Below are 19,296 nucleotides of genomic sequence, written 5' to 3' on the forward strand. Positions count from 1 at the left end.
CAGGCCGGGTACGTGACGCCGCCGACGGCGGCGGGGCGGGGCATGTCGGAGCGGCGCGGTAGCGTCTGAGGTCATGGTCGAGCAGCGCATCGGAGCCCACGTCAAGCAGGGCGACCCCATCGGCGAGTCGAAGGCGTCCGGCGCCACCGCCGTGCAGATCTTCCTCGGCGATCCCCAGGACTGGAAGGCACCGAAGCTCGGGTATCCGGGCGGCGCCGAGGCGCTGCGGGCCGACGCCGAGGCGGCCGGACTGACGGTGTACGTGCACGCGCCCTACGTGGTGAACGTCGCCACCACGAACAACCGCATCCGCATCCCGAGCCGCAAGATCCTGCAGCAGCACGTCGACGTCGCGGCGCAGGTGGGCGCGAAGGGGCTGGTCGTCCACGGCGGGCACGTCCTCAAGGGCGACGATCCGCGGGTCGGCGCCGACAACTGGCGCAAGTGCGCCGAGCGGCTGGACGCCAAGGTCCCGGTCTTCATCGAGAACACCGCGGGCGGCGACTACGCCATGGCCCGCAGGCTGGACCGGCTGGCCATGCTCTGGGACGCGGTAGGCGACACCGGGCTGGGTTTCTGCCTCGACACCTGCCATGCGTTCGCGGCCGGTATCGCCCCGGAGGACATGGTCGAGAAGACCAAGGCGATCACCGGGCGCATCGACCTGGTGCATGCCAACGACAGCCGCGACCCGTTCGACTCCGGCGCGGACCGGCACGCCACGCTGGGTTCGGGCACCATCGGCGCGGAGGCGATCGTCGAGGTGGTCCGGGCCGCGGGCGTCGACGCCATCGTCGAGACCCCGCACGAGGGGCAGGCCGACGACGTCGCCTACCTGATGAGCCACCTCGCCACGGCGTAGGAGGTGCTCATGGACGTTCCCGGCCGCGCGTCAGGGTGCTGGCCGCACTGTCTTCGCGACGGCAGCTTCGGCCACCCCGGCCACCGCCTCCGGGCGCACGGTGTCGCGCACGATCCGCAGCGCCTCCATCAGCGCGGCGAGCTGCTGGCCGGTGAGCAGGCCCGTGTACCAGCGCTCGACGTCCTGGACGTGGTCGGCCACCGCGGCCGACACCCGCTCCAGGCCGCTGTCGGTCAGCACCGCCCAGGTCCCGCGCCGGTCGCTCTCGCAGCTGCGCCGCTCCACCAGGCCGGCCCGCTCCAGGCGGTCGACCACACGGGTCACACCGCTGGTGGTCAGGCTGGTCTGGGCGGCCAGGTCACTCATGCGCAGCTGGCAGTTGGGTGTGCGGCCGAGCCGCAGCAGGATCTCCAGTTCGTTCTCGGACAGGCCGTGTCGGGCCAGCCCTTCGGCGAACTTGTTCGTCAGCCCCCGATGCACCTCGACGATCAGTCCCACGGCGGTGAGGCGGTCGTCGTCGATGGTTCTCCGCGTCGCCATACAGTTGATCCTAACAATAGTTGACGACGTAATTATTGAATCTTAAAGTACACAGGCCTCTCCGCCACTGAACGAAAGGGCATCGCCATGTCCGAGGGGAACGCGGTCCGTAAGGTCCACCCCTGGAACGGCCTCACCATCCCGGCAGCCGGGGTGTTCACGCTCGACCCCCGGCATGCCGACGTCGCCTTCGTCGCCACCCAGCTCAAGGTGGTCACGGTGCGGGGCCGGTTCGAGGACGTGTCGGCCACCCTCCACCTCGGCCAGGACCCGACGGCCTCCAGCGTCGAGGTCGTTGTGAAGACCGCGAGCCTCACCACCGGCCAGGCCGACCGGGACACGCTGCTGCGCTCCGATCACTTCTTCGACGTCGAGAACCACCCGGAGCTGACCTTCCGTTCCACCGGCATCGCCCACGTCGCCGGTAACGAGTTCACCCTCGACGGCGCGCTCACCATCCGCGACCAGACCCACCCCGTCCGGTTCGCGGCCAGCTTCGACGGCGTCGGCTTCGACCCGTGGGGCGCTCAGGTGGTCGGGCTGAGCGCGCGTACCGTGATCGACCGCCAGCTGTGGGGGCTCACCTGGCACGGCATCCTCGAGACCGGTGGCCTGCTCATCGGCAAGAAGGTGGCGCTGGAGATCGATGTGGAGTTCAAGAACGCCGCCCGAGACACCTGACGTGAACCATCCACCCGGCCACCGGCCGCAGGAGCGCGATCAGAGGTCCCGCCCGCGAACGGGTACCCTCGCGTCCGTGACGCAAGCCCCCGCCCTCACTGTCCGAGAGATCTCCCGCGACCAGCATCTCGCGGCGATCCAGGACCGGCCCTCGGTCTCCTTCCTCCAGACCCCGGCGTGGGGTGTGGTCAAGCGGGACTGGCGGTCGCAGCCGGTGGGCTGGTTCGCCGGCGACGCGCTGGTCGGCGTCGGTCTCGTGCTGTACCGCAAGGCGCCGCGGGTGCGCCGTTACTTCGCGTACATCCCGGAAGGCCCCAGCCTCGACTGGGCCGGCATCGGCGCGGCCGGTGACCTGCAGCGTTGGCTGAATCCGCTGGTCGACCACGTCAAGTCACAGGGTGCTTTCGGGCTGCGGATGGGGCCGCTGGTGGTCACCCGGCGCTGGCACAACGCCACCCTCAAGGCCGCGCTGGCCGACCCCGGCGTGAAGCGGCTCGACGACGTCCCGGCCGACGAGACGACGGCCGACGGCGCCGCACTGGCGCGGCAGCTCACCGACGCCGGCTGGCGGCCACCGGCATCGGGCGAGGGATTCGCCGCCGGTCAGCCGCAGTACGTGTTCCAACTGCCGCTCGCGGGCCGCTCCGAGGACGACGTCCTGCGCGGCTTCAACCAGCTCTGGCGGCGCAACATCAAGAAGGCCGACAAGGCCGGCGTCGAGATCACCCGGGGCAGCGCGGCGGACCTCCCCGCGTTCCACGAGCTGTACGTCGAGACCGCGCAGCGCGACGGCTTCACCCCACGGCCCATCTCCTACTTCCAGGGCATGTGGGAGGCCATGACGGCCGAGGCCCCGGACCGCCTGCGGCTCTACCTCGCCCGGCATGAGGGCGACCTCGTCGCGGCTACCACCATGACGAGAGTGGGCACGCACGCCTGGTATTCGTACGGCGCATCGTCCACGGCCAAGCGGGACGTGCGCGGCTCCAACGCCGTGCAGTGGCGGATGATCCAGGACGCCCTCGCCGACGGCTGCGACGTCTACGACCTGCGGGGCATCACCGACACCCTGTCCGAGGACGACCCCCACGCCGGGCTCATCCGGTTCAAGCTCGGTACCGGCGGGCACGCGGTCGAGTACCTCGGCGAGTGGGACCTGCCCATCTCGCGCGTCCTGTACTCCGCGTTCGACCTCTACATGAAGCGCCGGGGCTGAGCGTCGTGTCGCTGACCCTGCACATCGACGCGGACCGCTGGCGCGACCGGCTGCGGCGGCACCTCGACGACGCGGGCGCCGCGGGCGTCGTCGTCGTTCCGGTCGCGAAGGGCAACGGTTACGGGTTCGGTGCGGACGTGCTGGCCGCCGAGGCCGCCGAGCTCGGCGCGCCCACCCTGGCGGTCGGGACGTACGAGGAGCTCGCCGCCGTGACGGGGCCGTTCGCCGGCGACGTCCTGGTGCTGACGCCGTGGCGGCCCTGGCAACCCGCGGGCGGCGACGACGACCACCTCGTCCACACCGTGTCGCGCCTCGAGGACCTGCGCCGGCTCGCCGACGCCCCCGGCCGGCCGCGAGTCGTCGTCGAACTGCTCACCAGCATGCGACGGCACGGGCTGGAGCAGGCCGACCTGCCCGCCGTCGCCGAGTTGCTCGACGGCGTCCGGTTCGAGGGCTTCGCCCTGCATCTGCCGCTGGCGGGCGACCACACCACCGAGGCGCGCACCCTGGCCGAGCGCGGGTTCGCGGCGGTTCCCGACGACGGCGGCCCGCGCACCCTGTGGGTCAGCCACCTGACGCCGGCCCGCGCCGCCGATCTGGGCCGCCAGACCGCAGCGGCGGTGCGGCTGCGCGTCGGCACCGACCTTTGGCTCGGCGACCGCGGCGCGCTGGCCGCCCGCGCCTCCGTGCTCGACGTACACGCCGTACGCCGCGGTGAGACGTACGGCTACCGGCAGCGCCGCGCCCGCCGCGACGGCCACGTCGTTGTCGTCACCGGCGGCACGGCACACGGCATCGCACTGGAAGCGCCCACACACGCGTCCACGCCGCGACAACGCGCGATCGCGCTGGCGCGCGGCGGGCTGGAGTCGATGGGCCGGGCGCTCTCGCCGTTCCGCGTCGCCGGGAAGCAGCGCTGGTTCGCCGAGCCGCCGCACATGCAGTGCTCCATGATCTGGCTGCCCGGCGGCGTCGCGCCGCCGGCCGTGGGCGACACCGTCCGGGTCGAGGTGCGCTTCACGACGACGACGTTCGACCGGCTCGCCTGGACGCCGCCGTCCGAATGAGGCGTCAGCCGGCCCACCTGCTGGTGAGGTACGCCGCCGCCCACACCGACATCAGCGGCACGCTGATCGCGAGATAGGCCCACAGCACCCAGCGCCGGCGCACGGCCAGCAGGGCGATGCCGATCCACAGCGGCCACCACAGCAGCGTCGCCCGGGGCACCGAGAAGTACCAGGTGGACGTCCCGAACGCGATCACCTGGAGGCCGACCCAGGTGGCCTCGCCCCAGCGCCGCCACCGGATCAGCGCGATGGTCAGCACGACGCCGACCAGCATGGCGACGATCTCGGCGCGGAACATCCACGCGAACCCGGGCGACTGGGTGCCGCCGAAGGCCGCCTGCCAGGTGCGCTCGAACGCGCCCCACGGCGAGGTGAACTCGCGATCCCAGCCTTGCGCCTGCGCGTGCAGCCAGGCCAGCCAGTCGCCGGTCTGCGCCTGCAGGTAGGCCGACCAGGCCAGCAGCGGGATCGCCGGGAGGAACAGCCAGCCGAACCCGGACCACTTCCACCGGGCGTTCTGGTCGCGGCGGGTGGTCAGCCAGTGCACGACCACGGCCGCGGCGAGGAACACCCCGCTGACCCTGACCGTGCAGGACAGCGCCGTGAGTACGCCGGCCGCCAGCCAGTGCTGCCGCCGGGCCGCCAGCCAGGCCGGCAGTGCACAGGCCAGGAACAGCGACTCGGTGTAGGGCGCGGCCAGGAACACCGCCGACGGCGCGGTGACCCACGCCAGGACCGCGAGCCGGCCGACCCGGGCTCCGCCGTCGAGTTCGCCGATCCGGCCCAGCGCCACCGCGGCCACGGCCCCCGCGACCAGGGAGACCAGCAGCCCGGCCAGCACGTGCGACAGCCCGATGGCGTGACCGAGCCACAGCAGGGCCGGGAACCCTGGGAAGAACGCCTCGTTCGGAACCCCGGTCGGATCGCCCTCGTAGCCGTGCATGGCGATGCCCCAGTAGTGGTGGAAGTCCCACTGCTGCCACCGCTCCAGCGCCGGAACGACGTCCTGTCCCTGGGCGACGAACATCCACCCCGTCGCGCCCGCGATGACCCACATCGACACCCGGCTGGCCAGCCAGATCCCGAGGACGTCGCGGTCGGCCGGGCGCACCCGGTCCAGAACGGTCCGGGCCGTCATGCCGGTGCCACCTTCCGTCGTCGGTGCCGGGCCGCGGCCGGCCGTCGGCTGACAGTGGCCGGCCGGACCGGGTCGTGGCCGGGCCGCAGGATGTCCCGCACCACCATCGCCGCGAACCAGAGCACGCCGGCGATGCGCAGCAGGGTCACCAACGCGTAGACGCGGTCGGACACCAACGGGTCGGCCGGGTCGAAGAGCGTCGCGAGGTAGCGCCACACGACGACGAAGTAGACCACCTCCGCCGCCTGCCAGATCGCCAGGTCCCGCACCCGCGGCCGTGCCAGCACCGCCAGCGGCAGCAGCCACAGGGCGTACTGCGGCGACCACACCTTGTTCACCAACAGGAATGCCGCCACCGCCAGGAACGCGAGCTGAGCCAGCCGCGGCGGTGCCGGCGCCGCGAGCGCCAGCGCACAGATCAGGACCAACAGCACCGCGGCCGTGACGACGACGGCGGTGTCGATGCGCTCCGGGAGCAGTCCCGGCGCGAGCAGGTCCACCGCGAACCAGGCCGAGCCGAAGTCGGCGCCCCGGTCCCGGTTGAAGTCGAAGAACGCCCGCCAGCCGGCCGGCGCCCCGTACGCCACCGGCAGATTGACCACGCTCCAAGCGACGACGGCGGCCGCGGCGGTCAGCGCGAAGGACCGCAGGGCCCGGCCGCGGTCCGGTGCGCGAAGCGCCAGCAACAGCATCGGCCCGAGCAGCAGCACCGGGTAGAGCTTGGCCGCGGCCCCCAGGCCGACCAGCACCCCGGCGACGACCGGCCGGTCCCGCAGCCACACGAGAACGGCCAGCGAGCACAGCATCACCGCGAACAGATCCCAGTTGACGTTCGCGCTCAGCAGGAGCACCGGCGAGGCGGCGACCAGCAGCCCGTCCCACGGCCGCCGTGGCACGGTCCGCGCGGTGGCGATCACCACCACGGCCGCGCACAGCGCCATCAGCACGGCTGTGACGTCGAAGAACCAGACGCTGCCGGCGATCGCGCCGCTCGGGCCGAACACGTCCTGCAGCGCCGCGGCCACGGCTGCCGAGCCCTGCATCAGCGCACCGGTGAGCACCGGGTACTCGAGCTGGGTGTCCCAGTACGACAGCAGCCCGTCGGCGAAGCCACGCTCGCGATAGAGGAACGGCACGTCGCTGTAACAGGTCGCCGTCCACATGGGGCGGTCGCGGTCGGCCCAGCCGTCGGCGCGGCAGGGCAGGTCCGCCAGGAACCCGAGCACGAGCACCACGGCCGTGACCGCCAACGCCACGCGAACGGCGTTCCACCAGCGCCGGCGCGGCACCGCCCGCCGGCCGAGCGGCCCGCCCAGCCACTCGCTGGCCGCGGCCACCACGGGGTCGTCGCGACTGGGCGAGACCGGGCCCGCGTCGTCGGGGCGCGGCGGGGTCACGGACACGAGTGGCAAGCGTAGACGGCGTACCTGAGCGGCGATCGGTCAGCGACCGGTCTGCTCAGCGATCGCCGCCACCGTCGCCCCAATCGCCGCCGTTGGCGTTGCCGTTGTCGCCGTTCTGGTTGCCGTCGGTCGGGGTCTCGGACGGTTCCTCGGTCGGTTCGCCGCCGTCGCCGCCGCCTTCGGCCCATTCGCCGCCGGTTTCGCCGTCGCCGCCGTCACCGCCGTCGTTGCCGCCGGACTGGTCGCCACCACCGTCGCCGCCACCGTCGGTGCCGCCGGACTGGTCGCCACCACCGTCGCCGCCGCCGTCGTTGCCGTTACCGTCGCCGCCGTCGTTGCCGCCACCGCCACCGTTGTCGCCGTCATTGCCGTCGCCGCCGTCCTCGTCCCCGGTCGGCTCGTCCGTCGGCGTGGGCGTCGGCGTGGGCGACGGGTTCACCGCCTCGCCGACCTCGGCCGGCTCGGGGAACTCCATGACTTCCTGGCCTTCCAGCGCGGCGGTCATGAACGCGGTCCAGATGCGGGCGGGGAACCGGCCACCGGTGAAGGTGTCCATGCCCTCGACGCCGTCGAGCGACACCGTGCCGGCGGTCTCGCCCTCACCTCGGAAGATCACCACGCTGGTGGCCAGCTGGGGCGTGTAGCCGGAGAACCATGCGGTGAGGTCCTCGTGGGTGCCGGTCTTGCCGGCCGCCGGACGGCCCAGCGCCTGGGCCTCCTGGCCGCTGCCGTTCTCGACCACCCGGGACAGCGCGTAGGTGGTGTCGGCGACCACGCCGGAGTCGAGCACCGTCTCCGGCGCGGGTTCGACCCGGTAGGGGACGTTCCCGCCGGGCTCGGTGACCGACCGCACGGTGTACCAGTCGGTGTGCCGGCCGCCGGCCGCGAGTGTGCCGTAAGCCTCCGCCATGTCGATGGGCCGCACGTGCCCGATGCCGATGGTGACGCGCGGGTCCTGCCGCAGCTGCGCCTCCTCGTCCGGCGCGTACGACAAGCCGGACGCCAGCATGGTGTCGACGATGCTGTCCGGCCCGATGTTCATGGCCAGGTCGACATATGCGGTGTTCATCGAATTCTCGGTCGCGGTGACCAGGTCGATGGCCTCGCCGTAGTCCCGGTCGCCCTGGTTGTGCACCGGAGGGCCGAGGATCGGGTCGGTGAGCGTGTTGCCGGAGTACCGGCTCTCCAGCGAGATGCCCTGACCCAGCGCCGTCGCCAACGTGAACGGCTTCACCGTCGACCCGCCCTGGACGGAGCCGTCGATGGCGTCGTTGAACGGCTGCTCCACCGCGTCCGCTCCGCCGTACATGGCCACGACGGCACCGTCGCCCGGGGTCACCGCCGCGAGCGCGACACGCACGCCCTCGGCGTCCTCCTTCGGCCGCTCGGCCTCGACGGCCTCGACGGCCGCGGTCTGCGAATGCTGGTCGAACGTGGTGGTGACGCGAAGGCCTCCGGTGTCGATCTCGTTCTCGGTGAACCCGTTCGCCAGCAGCTCGTCGCGGACCTGCTGCAGCAGGTAGCCGTTGGGGCCGCCGTAGATGTTGGTCTTCTGCTCCGGGACGACGGCCGGTGGCGCGGTGGCGTCGGCCGTGGCCTGGTCGATCGCCTCCAGGTCGAGCATGCCGTCCAGGACGTAGTCGAACCGCTGCGCGAAACGCTCGGCGTTCTCCGGCCCCAGCGTCGGGTCGTACCGGTGCGGCGAGCGAAGGATGGACGCCAGGCCGGCACACTCGGCCAGGTTGAGCTCCGACACCGGCTTGCCGAAGTAGGAGCGCGACGCGGTCTGGATGCCGTAGACGCCCCGCCCGAACCAGATCGTGTTCAGATAGGACGCCAGAATGTCGTCCTTGTCGAGCTGCTGGTCGATCTTCACCGCGATGAAGAGCTCCTCGACCTTGCGCGTCAGGGTCTGGTCCTGGGTCAGGTAGTAGTTCTTGACGTACTGCTGCGTGATCGTGGAGCCACCGCCGGCAGCCGTCGAGCCGTTGTTGCGGATGTAGCCGATGCCCGCGCGCGCCATGCCGACCGGGTCGAAGCCGTTGTTCTCGTAGAAGCTGCGGTCCTCGGCCGCGACGACGGCGTCCTGGCAGGCCTGCGGGATGTCGGAGATGTCGACGGTCTCGCGGTTCTCGGCGCTGAACCGGCCCAGCTCGGTCTGGCCGTCGTTCCAGTAGACGATGGTCGCCTCGGACCGGGCGAAGTCGTTGGCCTCCGGGATGTCGGTCATCGCGTACGCGATGCCCACACCGGCGAACCCGAGGAGCATGAACCCCAGAACGTAGAGGCCGAAGGCCTTCCACGAGACGAAGCGCCGCCAGCCGCGGCGCTTGCCCTTCTTGGTGGCCTTGCTCGCGGCGTAGCGCCGGTTGGAGCGGCGGCCGCCCGCGTCCGTTTCCGGGCGCGCGGCATCGGCGCGGCTGGCGCCCGCGCGGCGTCTCCCTTGATTCGTCACGAAGTTCTCGGTCGGGTCGGGGACATCGGCCGTCCGGGCACTGTCGGATGCACCGGAACCATGCAGAGCCTACGACGGTCCACGCTTCATCACGCCATTCGTTCTTCTGGGCCGCCCGTCGGCGGGCCGGTTCCAGCCGCCTGCGGCACGCCGATGTGCCAGGCCACTTGCGGTACGCAGCCGGGACCCTCTATGGTCCAGAATATCGTTGTGATGTATCGGTTCGATACATCGATCCGTCAATGATGCAAGGGAGCGTACCTCGTGGGCAAACGTGCGGACGCGTTGGAGCTGGCCGTTCTCGGCTTGCTGCACGACGCACCTCTGCACGGCTACGAGCTCCGCAAGAGGGTGAACTCGCTGTTGGGGTGGGGGCGCGCCTTCTCTTACGGCACCTTGTATCCCACGCTGAAGGCGATGGTCCGGCAGAACTATCTGGCTGAGGACGAGCCGGAGGTTTCGGCAGCCCAGGCACCGCACCGCAGCGGTCGCCGCGGCAAGATCGCCTACAAGTTGACTCCCGAAGGCAAGGAGCGCTTCGCCGACCTGCTCACCCAGACCGGTCCGTCGGTGTGGGACGACGAGCATTTCGGCGTCCACTTCGCCTTCTTCGGGAGAGCCGACGCCGACACCCGCATGCGCATCCTGTTGGGCCGGCGCAGCCGGTTGCAGGAGAAGCTCGAGCAGTTCCGCACCTCGCTCTCGCGAACCCGCGAGCGCCTGGACGCGTACACGCTCGAGCTGCAGCGCCACGGGTTGGAGTCGGTCGAGCGCGAGGTCAAGTGGCTCGACGACCTGATCAGCGCCGAGCAGCGCTCGCTCGACATCACAGCGGACCGCGCGCGGGGCACCGCGCCACGCGCAGGGGCCGGTGAGCTGCCGGCGCCCCCCACCGGAAACGAAGGAGAGAACGGCCGATGAGCTCGGTTCGTGTAGGCATCGTCGGCGTGGGTAACTGCGCCGCCTCGCTCGTGCAAGGCGTGCAGTATTACCGTGACGCCGACCCGGCGACGAAGGTCCCCGGCCTCATGCACGTGCAGTTCGGCGACTACCACATCGGTGACGTCGAGTTCGTCGCAGCGTTCGACGTGGACGCGAAGAAGGTCGGCCAAGACCTCGCTGACGCGATCGGCGCCAGCGAGAACAACACCATCAAGATCTGTGACGTTGCGCCCACCGGCGTCATCGTGCAGCGCGGCCACACGCTCGACGGCCTGGGCAAGTACTACCGCGAGACCATCGTCGAGGACGAGAGCGAGCCGGTCGACGTCGTCGCCGCGCTCAAGGCCGCCAAGGTGGACGTGCTCGTCTGCTACCTGCCGGTGGGCTCGGAGGACGCCGCCAAGTTCTATGCGCAGTGCGCCATCGAGGCCGGCGTCGCGTTCGTGAACTGCCTGCCGGTGTTCATCGCCGGCACCGCCGAGTGGGCCGACAAGTTCACCGCGGCCGGCGTGCCCATCGTCGGCGACGACATCAAGTCGCAGATCGGCGCCACCATCACCCACCGGGTGCTGGCGAAGCTGTTCGAGGACCGCGGCGTCACGGTCGACAGGACCTACCAGTTGAACGTCGGCGGCAACATGGACTTCAAGAACATGCTCGAGCGCGAGCGGCTGGAGTCCAAGAAGATCTCCAAGACGCAGTCGGTCACCTCGCAGCTGGTCGACGGCCTGGAGCCGCGCAACGTCCACATCGGCCCGTCCGACTACGTCGAGTGGCTCGACGACCGCAAGTGGGCGTTCATCCGGCTCGAGGGCCGCAACTTCGGCGACGTGCCGCTGAGCCTCGAGTACAAGCTGGAGGTCTGGGACTCCCCCAACTCCGCCGGCATCGTCATCGACGCCATCCGGGCGGCCAAGATCGCGCTTGACCGCGGCGTCGGCGGCCCGATCCTGTCCGCATCGTCGTACTTCATGAAGTCGCCGCCGGAGCAGTACTCGGACGACGTGTGCCGAGAGAAGGTCGAGCAGTTCATCCACGGCGAGATCGAGCGCTGAGCGGGCTCACCCACCTGGGTGCTCATGGCCGTCGTCACGGCGGCCATGGGCACCTTCGCCTTTTCGGGCCCGGATCGGATAAACCTGATGCGGGTTGGACGGCGGCACCGAGGCCGCCGGGCGGGACGCGGCTGGGATTCGTCTCAGCGGTACGGCAGTTTGACGTGGCTCGTCTACCATTTCCGTCATGCTCCGGTGGATGGTGTGCCAGATTGAGGTGTTTCACCCACCGGTCGCCTATTGACATACAGCTGCCGGGCAGCAAGCGTCGTCTAGCGGCGTTGCCGCCCGGTGCACGTCGGCGGCCTCGAGGAGCCGTGTTCCGCTCATCCGCGAGCGGTCACGGGGGACGACAGAGGAAGGAACATCGATGACGCGGACCGCGCGAGGACGCCGTAGCAACGACGGCGCCACGAAGCGGGCGCGCACGAGCCTGCGCCCAACCGACAAGACGAGCCGCGCGAAGGGGGTTTCGTCGGGTCGGGAGCGATCCAGGTCCGCCTGGCAGACGTTTCTGCACGACCGCAGCGTTCGTTCGCGAGTAGCCGCCCTCGTCCTCCTGCCGTTGCTGGGCACCCTGGTGCTCGGCACCATGTTCTTCCGCAACGCTCTCGACGACGCCACCACGGCGTCCCGGGTCGAGAGCCTCTCCGAGCTCAGCCTCGTCGCGGTCTCCGCGCTCGACGCCGTGCAGGACGAGCGTGACGTCACCGGCCTCGCCGACACCGGCCAGACCGGGGCCGGTGCCGTGGGCGAGGCACGCGCGGCCACCGACACCGCCCTCGCGGCCCTCTCCGATGCCGTCGACGAGCGCCGTGACGACGACCTCGGCGCCGCCTTCTCCGGCGCCGTCATCGCGTTCGATCGCGAGATGGACCGCCTCGACGGCTACCGGCTGCAGCGCGACGAGTCCAACCCGCCGTTCGCGCAGGGCGGCACCAGCGGATACCACCGCTTCGCCGAGTCGCTGCAGCGACTGATCAACTCGGCCGGCGCGGTGAACGACGACCCCCTGCTCGCCCGCCGCATCGCGGCGCTCGCCGACATCTCGCAGGCCGTCGAGTCGGCGTCGCTGGAACGCGGCCTGGTCGCCAACGCCCTCGACGAGTCCAACCCCGAGGTGGCGCGCCCGAACGCCCAGGACCGCGACCAGGCGGTCGTCCTCGCCGGTGAACAGGACATGCTCCTCGAGGGCCGGTTCGTCAGCGGCCTCGGCTTCACCGAGCAGGCCCGCATCTATTCCAACCAGATCTTCGTCAGCAACCGCGCCGTCGCCGAAACCCGCAGCGACCTGCGCAACAACGCCGACCCCCGGGCCAGCGCCGCCGAGTGGTACGAGGCAGCCACCACCCGCCTGGACAGCCTGCGCTCCATCGAGCACGAGACCGCCGAACGAGTAGCGGCCGACGCCGGTGAGGCCACCGACGGTGCCCGGGTCACCGCGATCCTCAGCGCCGCGGCCGTGCTGGCCGTCCTGGCCCTGACCATCTACCTGGCCGTCGTCGTGGCCCGGTCCATCATCGGACCGCTGCGCCGGCTGCGTGCCTCCGCCCTCGATACGGCCCAGACGCAGCTGCCCGCCCTGGTCGAGCGGGTCCATCAGGACGGCCCCGCCGCCGCCCGCGATGTCCCCGACGCCGTGGCGGCAGAGGGTCGCGACGAGATCGGCCAGGTCGCGACGGCCTTCAACGACGTGCACTCCACGGCCGTCCGGGTCGCCGCCGAACAGGCACTGCTGCGGCAGAACCTCGACACCATCGTCGTCAACCTCTCGCGGCGCACCCAGTCGCTGGTCGACCGGCAATTGGGCGAGATCGAGGGTCTCGAGCAGCGTGAGCGTGACCCCGACCAGCTGAGCACGCTGTTCCGTATCGACCACATGGCGACCCGTGTCCGGCGGCATGCCGAGAGCCTCCTGGTCCTCGCCGGCGTCGAAGAGATGCGTAAGCAGACCAGCGCGGCCGGCGTCCTCGATGTCGTGCGCACCGCGGTCGGCGAGGTCGAGCAGTACCCGCGGGTGAAGTTCGGCGTCATGCCCACCGACCTGATCACCGCCGGCGCCGTCGACGACATCGCCCACCTGCTGGCCGAGCTCATCGACAACGCCACCGAGTTCTCCGCCCCGGCCACGCCGGTCCGTGTGACCAGCCAGCCGCTGCTGGGCGGCGGGCTGCGCCTGCAGGTCACCGACTCCGGTCTGGGCATCCCCTCCGCACAGCTCGAAGAGCTCAACGAGCGGCTGCGCAACGTCGGTGACATCGACGTCGCCGCGTCCCGGACGCTGGGCCTCTACGTGGTCGCGCGGCTGGCGGCCAAGCACGGCATCCAGGTGCGGCTGGAGACGGTTCCCGAGGGCGGCACCGCGGCCCAGGTCGACCTGCCGGCTCATCTGATCCTGTCGCCGCTGGACACCAACGAGGGCGTGCTCAGCCCGGTCACCCCCGAGACGGTGGTTCCGACTCCGTCGGCGCCGTTCGACGACTGGGGCGCCGACGCCGACTCGTCGGCCTCACAGTCGCGGCGCGACGACTCCTCACCGGCACTGCCTGTTGCTTCGGGCGGGCTGCCGCGGCGCGGGGCGGCCGACACCGGCGAGACCCGCTTCCCCGCCGACACCGGTGAGACCCGGTTCCCGGCGGTCACGGGCGAGAACCGGATCCAGCCCATCACCGGCGAAACCCGTCCGGCCGCCGATTCCGGCGACCCGCGCTTCCCCGGTGATGCCGGCCGGTCCACCTGGCCGGCTCCCGACGAGGCCCGGCAGCCCACGGCGGAGTCCGCCGACCGGACCACCGACCGCGCCGACGCTGACAGCCCGAGCCGGTCCGACGACGCATGGCGCTCCGACGAGGCGTGGCGGCAGCCGCTGAACACCCAGAGCACCAACGGCGGACTACCGTCCCGCGAGAGCCGGCCCGCAGCCGCGCCGCCGGCCGCGTCCGCCACGCCGGCCGCCCCGGCCGCGTCGGCGCACAACTCGCTGCGGGCTCCGGAGCCGACCCTGCCGGACAGCGACTCGCCGATCTACGACTCCGTCGCGTCGGCATGGTTCAGCAGGTCCAGCTCCGCGGCGTCCAGCGACTGGTCCACCCCGGCCGACGAGGGATGGCGGCGCGCCGCCGAGGCCCTGCGTTCGGCCGAGGAAGCCGCCAGCGCCCGGCGGGTTCAGCGCGACACCGAGCCCATCACACCGCCGACCCAGATCGGCTCCAGCTGGGCCGCCCGCGACACCGCACCCGCAACGCCGCCGGCCGCTCCGGCCGCGCCTGCCGCACCAGCAGCCCAGGCCGAGGAGGAGCCGGCGCTGAGCGCCTCCGGCCTGCCGCTGCGCCGGCGGGGTGCCTCGCTGGTGCCCGGCTCCATCGGCGAGGCCGCCGGTGCCGAACGACCCCAGCGCCCAGCGGCAGCAGCCGGCAAGGACGCGAGTACCGTTGCCTCGACGCTGTCGAGCCTGCAGCGCGGCGTCGGCCGCGGCCGCGAGGAGACCGGTGGCTGGGTTCCGAAGAAGCCCAGTGACCCCGAGAGGAGCAATTCGTGACCAACGCGTCCACCGACGAGCTCGGTTGGCTGCTCGACCGGTTCGTCGACCGCACGGCCGGCGCGGCCCACGCGGTCGTCGTGTCGGCCGACGGCCTGCACCTGGCGGGTTCCACGGGCATGCCGCGCGAACGGGGCGAGCAGCTCGCGGCGGTGGTGTCCGGCTTGGCCAGCCTCACCGTCGGAGCCTCGCTAATCCTCGGCGCCGGCGACGTCCAGCAGACTCTGGTCGAGATGGCCAACGGATTCCTGCTGGTCATGGCCGTAGGCGATGGCGCTCACCTGGCCGTCCTGGCGGCGTCGAACGCTGATCTCGGGCAGGTGGGCTACGAGATGGCGCTTCTGGTCGAGCGGGTCGGTGCGGTTCTCAACCCGGCCACGCGCGTGGGCTGAGAACCACATGCACGGACACCAGATGTGGTGGGATCGGGTCAGCGACATGACCGACGACCCGACGAAGGTCTGGAGGTAGGACGATGGCGGCACCTGACGGTCGACGCGTACGGCCGTATCTGGCCACGCGTGGGAGGACCAGGCCGGTCCAGGACATCGCCATCGAAGCGCTGGTCTCGACCACCCAGGACGGCCGCATCCGCGGCGCCGACCCGGAGCCGGAGCGCGAGCGGATCCTCCGCCTGTGCCACTCACCGCGGTCGGTTGCCGAGGTCGCGGCCATCGTCTCGACGCCCCTCGGCGTCGCCCGAGTGCTCGTCGCCGACCTCGAAACCGAGGGACTGGTGCGGGTCGCCGACCCGCACGCGGCATTCGCCGGTTCGGCCGAACCGGCCCGTAACCTCAGTGTGCTGGAAAGGGTGAGGGATGGCCTTCGTCGACTCTGAGGTGTCCGACGGCACGCAGGCCGATCAGGACGCGCTCTCGGTCAAGATCGTGGTGGCCGGTGGCTTCGGCGTGGGCAAGACGACCTTCGTCGGCGCGGTGAGCGAGATCGAGCCGCTGCGCACCGAGGCACTCATGACCGAGGCGTCGACCAACGTCGACGACCTGTCGATGCTCCCGGAGAAGCGCACCACGACGGTCGCCATGGACTTCGGCCGCATCACCCTGGCCGAGGACCTCGTGCTGTACCTGTTCGGCACGCCCGGGCAGAACCGGTTCTGGTTCATGTGGGACGACATCACCCGTGGCGCCATCGGCGCCGTGGTCCTGGTCGACACCCGCCGGCTGGCCGACTGCTTCGGCGCCATCGACTACGTCGAGCAGCGCGGCATCCCGTTCGTCGTCGCCCTGAACGCGTTCAACGGCGTCCAGGAGCACGACGTCGAGGACGTCCGCGACGCCCTGCAGGTCGGGCCGGAGGTGCCGTTCGTCGTCACCGACGCCCGCGAGCGTGAGTCGGTCAAGGTCGTCCTGGTGACGCTCGTCGAGCACGCGATGTCGCTGATCCAGCACCCGTCCTGACGGGGGCCCGCGGCGGGACCGCGGAACCGGGGGCGGCTCGGTCCCGTCTCAGTGATATGCGTCACTTGGGGTGGGTTGCGGTCGCCGCGGTCGCGGTGCTGACGGCGTGTGGCACCGAGGAGGCTTCCGTGCAGCCCACTGCGACGCCGGAACCGCCGCGGGAGTACACCGGCACGTTCACCGTTCTGGAGAACGCCGAACACGGTCCGCAACTGTGCACGACGGTCATGGAGTCCTACCCGCCGCAGTGCGGCGGCCCGGACGTGGCCGGCTGGTCCTGGGACGACATCGAGGGCGCTGAGTCCGTCGACGGGGTCACCTGGGCCGAAGGGATCACAGTCACGGGCACCTGGGACGGTGAGACGCTCACGCTGACTCAGCCGCCGCAGCGGCGTTCCGACACCCCGGCCGACGAGCCGGCGGACGGTCCCGGCTTCGGCTCGCCGTGTGAACCGCCCGCCGGTGGCTGGGCCGTCGTCGACGCGGCCACCGCCACGGACGCGGGCATGCAGGCAGCGATGGATTACGCGAGCGCCCAGCCCGACCACGGCGGCACCTGGGTCGACACCACGCCATTCGAGCAACCGGTGGATCCGAGCGGTGCGCCGATCCACGACCCCACGAAGTGGGTTCTCAACGTGAGCTTCACCGGCGACCTCGAACGACACGAGGCGGCGTTGCGTGCGGTCTGGGGCGGCGCGCTCTGTGTCAGCCGGGCCGAGCGGGCCGAGCGCGATCTCCGCGCCATCCAGGACGAGTTGGCCGGCAGCTACCCGCACATGAGCGGGGTGGGCGTCGACATCCACGACAGCACGGTCAGTCTCAACGTCTTCGTCGACGACGGTATCCAGGCGGAGATGGACGAGCGGTACGGCCCTGGCGTGGTCCGGGTCTGGGCGGCGCTGCGTCCGGTGGAGTGACGGGTTGTCGCGAACGGGACGCCCTGGCACGCGGTATCGCCGCCGAGGTCGGACATTTCGGTCGACTCAGCGAGGATCCCGCGAGCCAGGAGTATGACGACGCGTACCAAGCACCCGCCACCCGACCAGGAACGCACCGAGCACGAGGGTGGCGACCACGACGAAGGACACCGCGGTGCCTTGGCCAGACACGGCCCGCAGCAGCATCCCGGCCACGACCGTCGCCAGCCACACCGTGATCCCGGTGGTCACCGCGGCCGGCGGCCACCGTCGCGCCAGGCTCACCAGCCAGCCCATCGCGAGTCCGGCCGCGAACGGCCAGAACGTCGCGGCGATGCCGCCGAGGTCGAGCGGGTTCTCGTGAGTGCGCCGCCCGATCAGGACGAAGACCAGGACCAGGACGGCGTCGAGAGCAACCGCGGGCCCGGTCCTCACGGCGAGCTCTCCGGCTGCTGGGCCCACCAGCGCAGCAGCTCGGCGCGGGCGGCTTCCTCGTCCAGGACGCCCTCGTCGAGACGGACCTCCAGCATGTGCTTGTAGGCGCGGCCGACCACCGGTCCCGGCGCGATGGCGAGGATCTTCATAATCTGGTTGCCGTCGAGGTCCGGGCGGATGGCCGCCAGTTCCTCCTCCTCGGCCAGCCGGTCGATGCGCTCCTCCAGGCTGTCGTACGAGCGCTGCAACGCCTGCGCCTTGCGGCGGTTGCGAGTGGTGCAGTCGGCGCGGGTCAGCACGTGCAGCCTGGCCAGCTCGTCGCCGGCGTCGCGCACGTACCGGCGCACGGCGGAGTCGGTCCACTCTCCCCCGCCGTAGCCGTGGAAGCGCAGATGCAACTGGGTGAGCAGAACCACGCTGTCGACGACGGCGGTCGGGTAGCGCAGCGCGGTCAGCCGCTTTCGCGCCATCTTGGCCCCCACCACGTCGTGGTGATGGAAGCTCACGCCGCCGCCGCTCTCGAACCGGCGAGTCCGCGGCTTGCCGATGTCGTGCAGCAGTGCCGCGAGCCGTGCCACCAGGTCCGGCCCACCGCCGGGCAGCCGGTCTTCCAACTCGATCGCCTGTTCCAGCACGGTGAGCGAGTGCTCGTAGACGTCCTTGTGCCGGTGGTGCTCGTCGATCTCCAGCCGTAGCGCGGGCAGCTCCGGCAGGACCCGGTCGGCCAGGCCGGTGTCGACCAACAGGGTCAGCCCCGTGCGCGGCCGCGGCGAGAGCAGCAGCTTGGTGAGCTCGTCGCGGATCCGCTCGGCGGAAACGATCTCGATGCGTTCGGCCATGTCGCTCATCGCGGCCACCACCTCGGGCGCGACGGCGAAGCCCAGCTGCGAGGCGAACCGGGCGGCGCGCATCATCCGCAGCGGATCGTCGGAGAACGACTGCTGTGGAGTCCCCGGAGTCCGGATGACCTTGCGGCTCAGGTCGCCCAGACCGCCGTGCGGGTCGACGAACTCGCGGCCTGGCAGCATCACCGCCATCGCGTTGACGGTGAAGTCGCGGCGCACGAGGTCCTCGGTGATGGACTCGCCGTACTGGACCTCCGGCTTGCGGCTGGCGCCGTCGTAGCTGTCGGCCCGGTACGTGGTGACCTCGATCTGGAAGCCACCCTTGTGGGCGCCGATGGTGCCGAACTTCTGCCCGACGTCCCAGATGGTGTCGGCCCAGCCGGACAGCAGCCGCTTCGTCTGCTCCGGCCGAGCGGACGTCGTGAAATCGAGGTCCTGGCCGAGGCGGTCGAGAAGAGCGTCCCGGACGGAACCACCCACCAGTGCCAGTTCGTGGCCGGCGGCCTGGAAACGGGCGCCCAGCTCGTCGACCACCGGGGCGATGCGCAGCAACTGCCGCACCGCCTGCCGCTGAGCCTTCGAGAGCACGTCGGTCGTTTCCTTCGGTTCGGTCACGACGCACCAGGGTACGGCTCCCGGCCCGCGGCGAACCAACCACGCCCCGGCCCACCCGGCGGAGCGTCGCAGCTCGGGGGAGCAACCCGGTTACTCTGGACGTATGCCCGGCTCGCCGCCCACGCCAGCCGACGGCTCGAACCGGCGACGTCGGGGCCCGAGGCGT

17 protein-coding genes are annotated in these 19,296 nt (G+C 71.3%); 11 read left to right on the forward strand and 6 right to left on the reverse strand.

The features are described 5' to 3' along the window. Positions 1-73 precede the first annotated feature (73 nt). The gene (locus tag JIAGA_RS0126125) at positions 74-862 is read left to right on the forward strand and encodes a deoxyribonuclease IV (RefSeq protein ID WP_026877939.1); all 789 of its coding nucleotides are present in this window, start codon (positions 74-76) and stop codon (positions 860-862) included. Between the two features lie 30 nt (positions 863-892). Here the strand turns inward: JIAGA_RS0126125 and JIAGA_RS0126130 are convergent, their stop codons facing one another. Then, positions 893-1,402, reverse strand: coding sequence for a MarR family winged helix-turn-helix transcriptional regulator (locus JIAGA_RS0126130; protein ID WP_035812992.1), 510 nt, complete (start codon positions 1,400-1,402; stop codon positions 893-895). Between the two features lie 87 nt (positions 1,403-1,489). On the opposite strand from JIAGA_RS0126130, the gene JIAGA_RS0126135 reads away from it, so the two are divergent. From JIAGA_RS0126135 to JIAGA_RS0126145, 3 genes are all read left to right on the forward strand, one after another. Further along, complete coding sequence (locus JIAGA_RS0126135; protein WP_035812994.1) at positions 1,490-2,083, forward strand: YceI family protein; 594 nt, start codon at positions 1,490-1,492, stop codon at positions 2,081-2,083. Between the two features lie 76 nt (positions 2,084-2,159). After that, complete coding sequence (locus JIAGA_RS0126140; RefSeq protein WP_026877942.1) at positions 2,160-3,299, forward strand: lipid II:glycine glycyltransferase FemX; 1,140 nt, start codon at positions 2,160-2,162, stop codon at positions 3,297-3,299. Between the two features lie 5 nt (positions 3,300-3,304). Next, entirely contained in the window at positions 3,305-4,366 is a 1,062-nt protein-coding gene (locus JIAGA_RS0126145) for an alanine racemase (RefSeq protein ID WP_026877943.1), read from the forward strand. 4 nt (positions 4,367-4,370) lie between these two features. On the opposite strand, the gene JIAGA_RS0126150 is transcribed toward JIAGA_RS0126145, so the two are convergent. The 3 genes from JIAGA_RS0126150 to JIAGA_RS32520 are packed head-to-tail and all read right to left on the reverse strand — an operon-like array spanning position 4,371 to position 9,362. Further along, positions 4,371-5,504, reverse strand: coding sequence for a hypothetical protein (locus JIAGA_RS0126150; RefSeq protein WP_051426530.1), 1,134 nt, complete (start codon positions 5,502-5,504; stop codon positions 4,371-4,373). Beyond that, the gene (locus JIAGA_RS32515; RefSeq protein ID WP_051426531.1) at positions 5,501-6,907 is read right to left on the reverse strand and encodes a glycosyltransferase family 87 protein; all 1,407 of its coding nucleotides are present in this window, start codon (positions 6,905-6,907) and stop codon (positions 5,501-5,503) included. Before JIAGA_RS32515 ends, JIAGA_RS0126150 begins: the two co-directional genes overlap by 4 nt. 55 nt (positions 6,908-6,962) lie before the next feature. Next, positions 6,963-9,362: a transglycosylase domain-containing protein gene (locus tag JIAGA_RS32520; RefSeq protein WP_051426532.1), complete on the reverse strand. Its 2,400-nt coding sequence runs from the start codon at positions 9,360-9,362 to the stop codon at positions 6,963-6,965. Positions 9,363-9,626: 264 nt separating this feature from the next. On the opposite strand from JIAGA_RS32520, the gene JIAGA_RS0126165 reads away from it, so the two are divergent. The 7 genes from JIAGA_RS0126165 (at position 9,627) to JIAGA_RS33510 (ending at position 17,235) form a co-directional block, all read left to right on the forward strand. Further along, a complete protein-coding gene (locus JIAGA_RS0126165) occupies positions 9,627-10,283 on the forward strand; it encodes a PadR family transcriptional regulator (protein WP_026877945.1) in 657 nt (218 codons plus the stop codon). Then, on the forward strand, positions 10,280-11,359 hold the full coding sequence (locus tag JIAGA_RS0126170; protein WP_026877946.1) for an inositol-3-phosphate synthase: 1,080 nt from the start codon (positions 10,280-10,282) through the stop codon (positions 11,357-11,359). The genes JIAGA_RS0126165 and JIAGA_RS0126170 overlap by 4 nt, the downstream gene beginning before the upstream one ends. Positions 11,360-11,924: 565 nt before the next feature. Next, positions 11,925-14,897, forward strand: coding sequence for a sensor histidine kinase (locus JIAGA_RS0126175; protein ID WP_026877947.1), 2,973 nt, complete (start codon positions 11,925-11,927; stop codon positions 14,895-14,897). Next, positions 14,894-15,289: a roadblock/LC7 domain-containing protein gene (locus JIAGA_RS0126180; protein ID WP_026877948.1), complete on the forward strand. Its 396-nt coding sequence runs from the start codon at positions 14,894-14,896 to the stop codon at positions 15,287-15,289. The genes JIAGA_RS0126175 and JIAGA_RS0126180 overlap by 4 nt, the downstream gene beginning before the upstream one ends. A gap of 83 nt (positions 15,290-15,372) precedes the next feature. After that, on the forward strand, positions 15,373-15,735 hold the full coding sequence (locus JIAGA_RS0126185) for a DUF742 domain-containing protein (RefSeq protein ID WP_026877949.1): 363 nt from the start codon (positions 15,373-15,375) through the stop codon (positions 15,733-15,735). After that, the gene (locus tag JIAGA_RS0126190) at positions 15,716-16,315 is read left to right on the forward strand and encodes a GTP-binding protein (protein WP_026877950.1); all 600 of its coding nucleotides are present in this window, start codon (positions 15,716-15,718) and stop codon (positions 16,313-16,315) included. The genes JIAGA_RS0126185 and JIAGA_RS0126190 overlap by 20 nt, the downstream gene beginning before the upstream one ends. Positions 16,316-16,443: 128 nt before the next feature. Continuing rightward, complete coding sequence (locus tag JIAGA_RS33510; protein WP_157553532.1) at positions 16,444-17,235, forward strand: hypothetical protein; 792 nt, start codon at positions 16,444-16,446, stop codon at positions 17,233-17,235. 66 nt (positions 17,236-17,301) lie between these two features. On the opposite strand, the gene JIAGA_RS0126200 is transcribed toward JIAGA_RS33510, so the two are convergent. Beyond that, complete coding sequence (locus JIAGA_RS0126200) at positions 17,302-17,670, reverse strand: DUF3054 domain-containing protein (RefSeq protein WP_026877952.1); 369 nt, start codon at positions 17,668-17,670, stop codon at positions 17,302-17,304. Continuing rightward, entirely contained in the window at positions 17,667-19,130 is a 1,464-nt protein-coding gene (locus JIAGA_RS0126205; RefSeq protein WP_026877953.1) for a CCA tRNA nucleotidyltransferase, read from the reverse strand. Before JIAGA_RS0126205 ends, JIAGA_RS0126200 begins: the two co-directional genes overlap by 4 nt. Between the last annotated feature and the right edge of the window lie 166 nt (positions 19,131-19,296).

Source organism: Jiangella gansuensis DSM 44835 (assembly GCF_000515395.1).
In the GTDB taxonomy this organism is placed as follows: Bacteria; Actinomycetota; Actinomycetes; order Jiangellales; family Jiangellaceae; genus Jiangella; species Jiangella gansuensis.

Excerpts from the sequence above, each read along its gene's own strand:
- JIAGA_RS0126185 (WP_026877949.1), top strand. The coding sequence starts at position 15,373 with ATGGCGGCACCTGACGGTCGACGCGTACGGCCGTATCTGGCCACGCGT.
- JIAGA_RS0126135 (WP_035812994.1), top strand. The coding sequence starts at position 1,490 with ATGTCCGAGGGGAACGCGGTCCGTAAGGTCCACCCCTGGAACGGCCTC.
- JIAGA_RS0126170 (WP_026877946.1), top strand. The coding sequence starts at position 10,280 with ATGAGCTCGGTTCGTGTAGGCATCGTCGGCGTGGGTAACTGCGCCGCC.
- JIAGA_RS0126125 (WP_026877939.1), top strand. The coding sequence starts at position 74 with ATGGTCGAGCAGCGCATCGGAGCCCACGTCAAGCAGGGCGACCCCATC.
- JIAGA_RS0126150 (WP_051426530.1), bottom strand. The coding sequence starts at position 5,504 with ATGACGGCCCGGACCGTTCTGGACCGGGTGCGCCCGGCCGACCGCGAC.
- JIAGA_RS0126130 (WP_035812992.1), bottom strand. The coding sequence starts at position 1,402 with ATGGCGACGCGGAGAACCATCGACGACGACCGCCTCACCGCCGTGGGA.
- JIAGA_RS0126190 (WP_026877950.1), top strand. The coding sequence starts at position 15,716 with ATGGCCTTCGTCGACTCTGAGGTGTCCGACGGCACGCAGGCCGATCAG.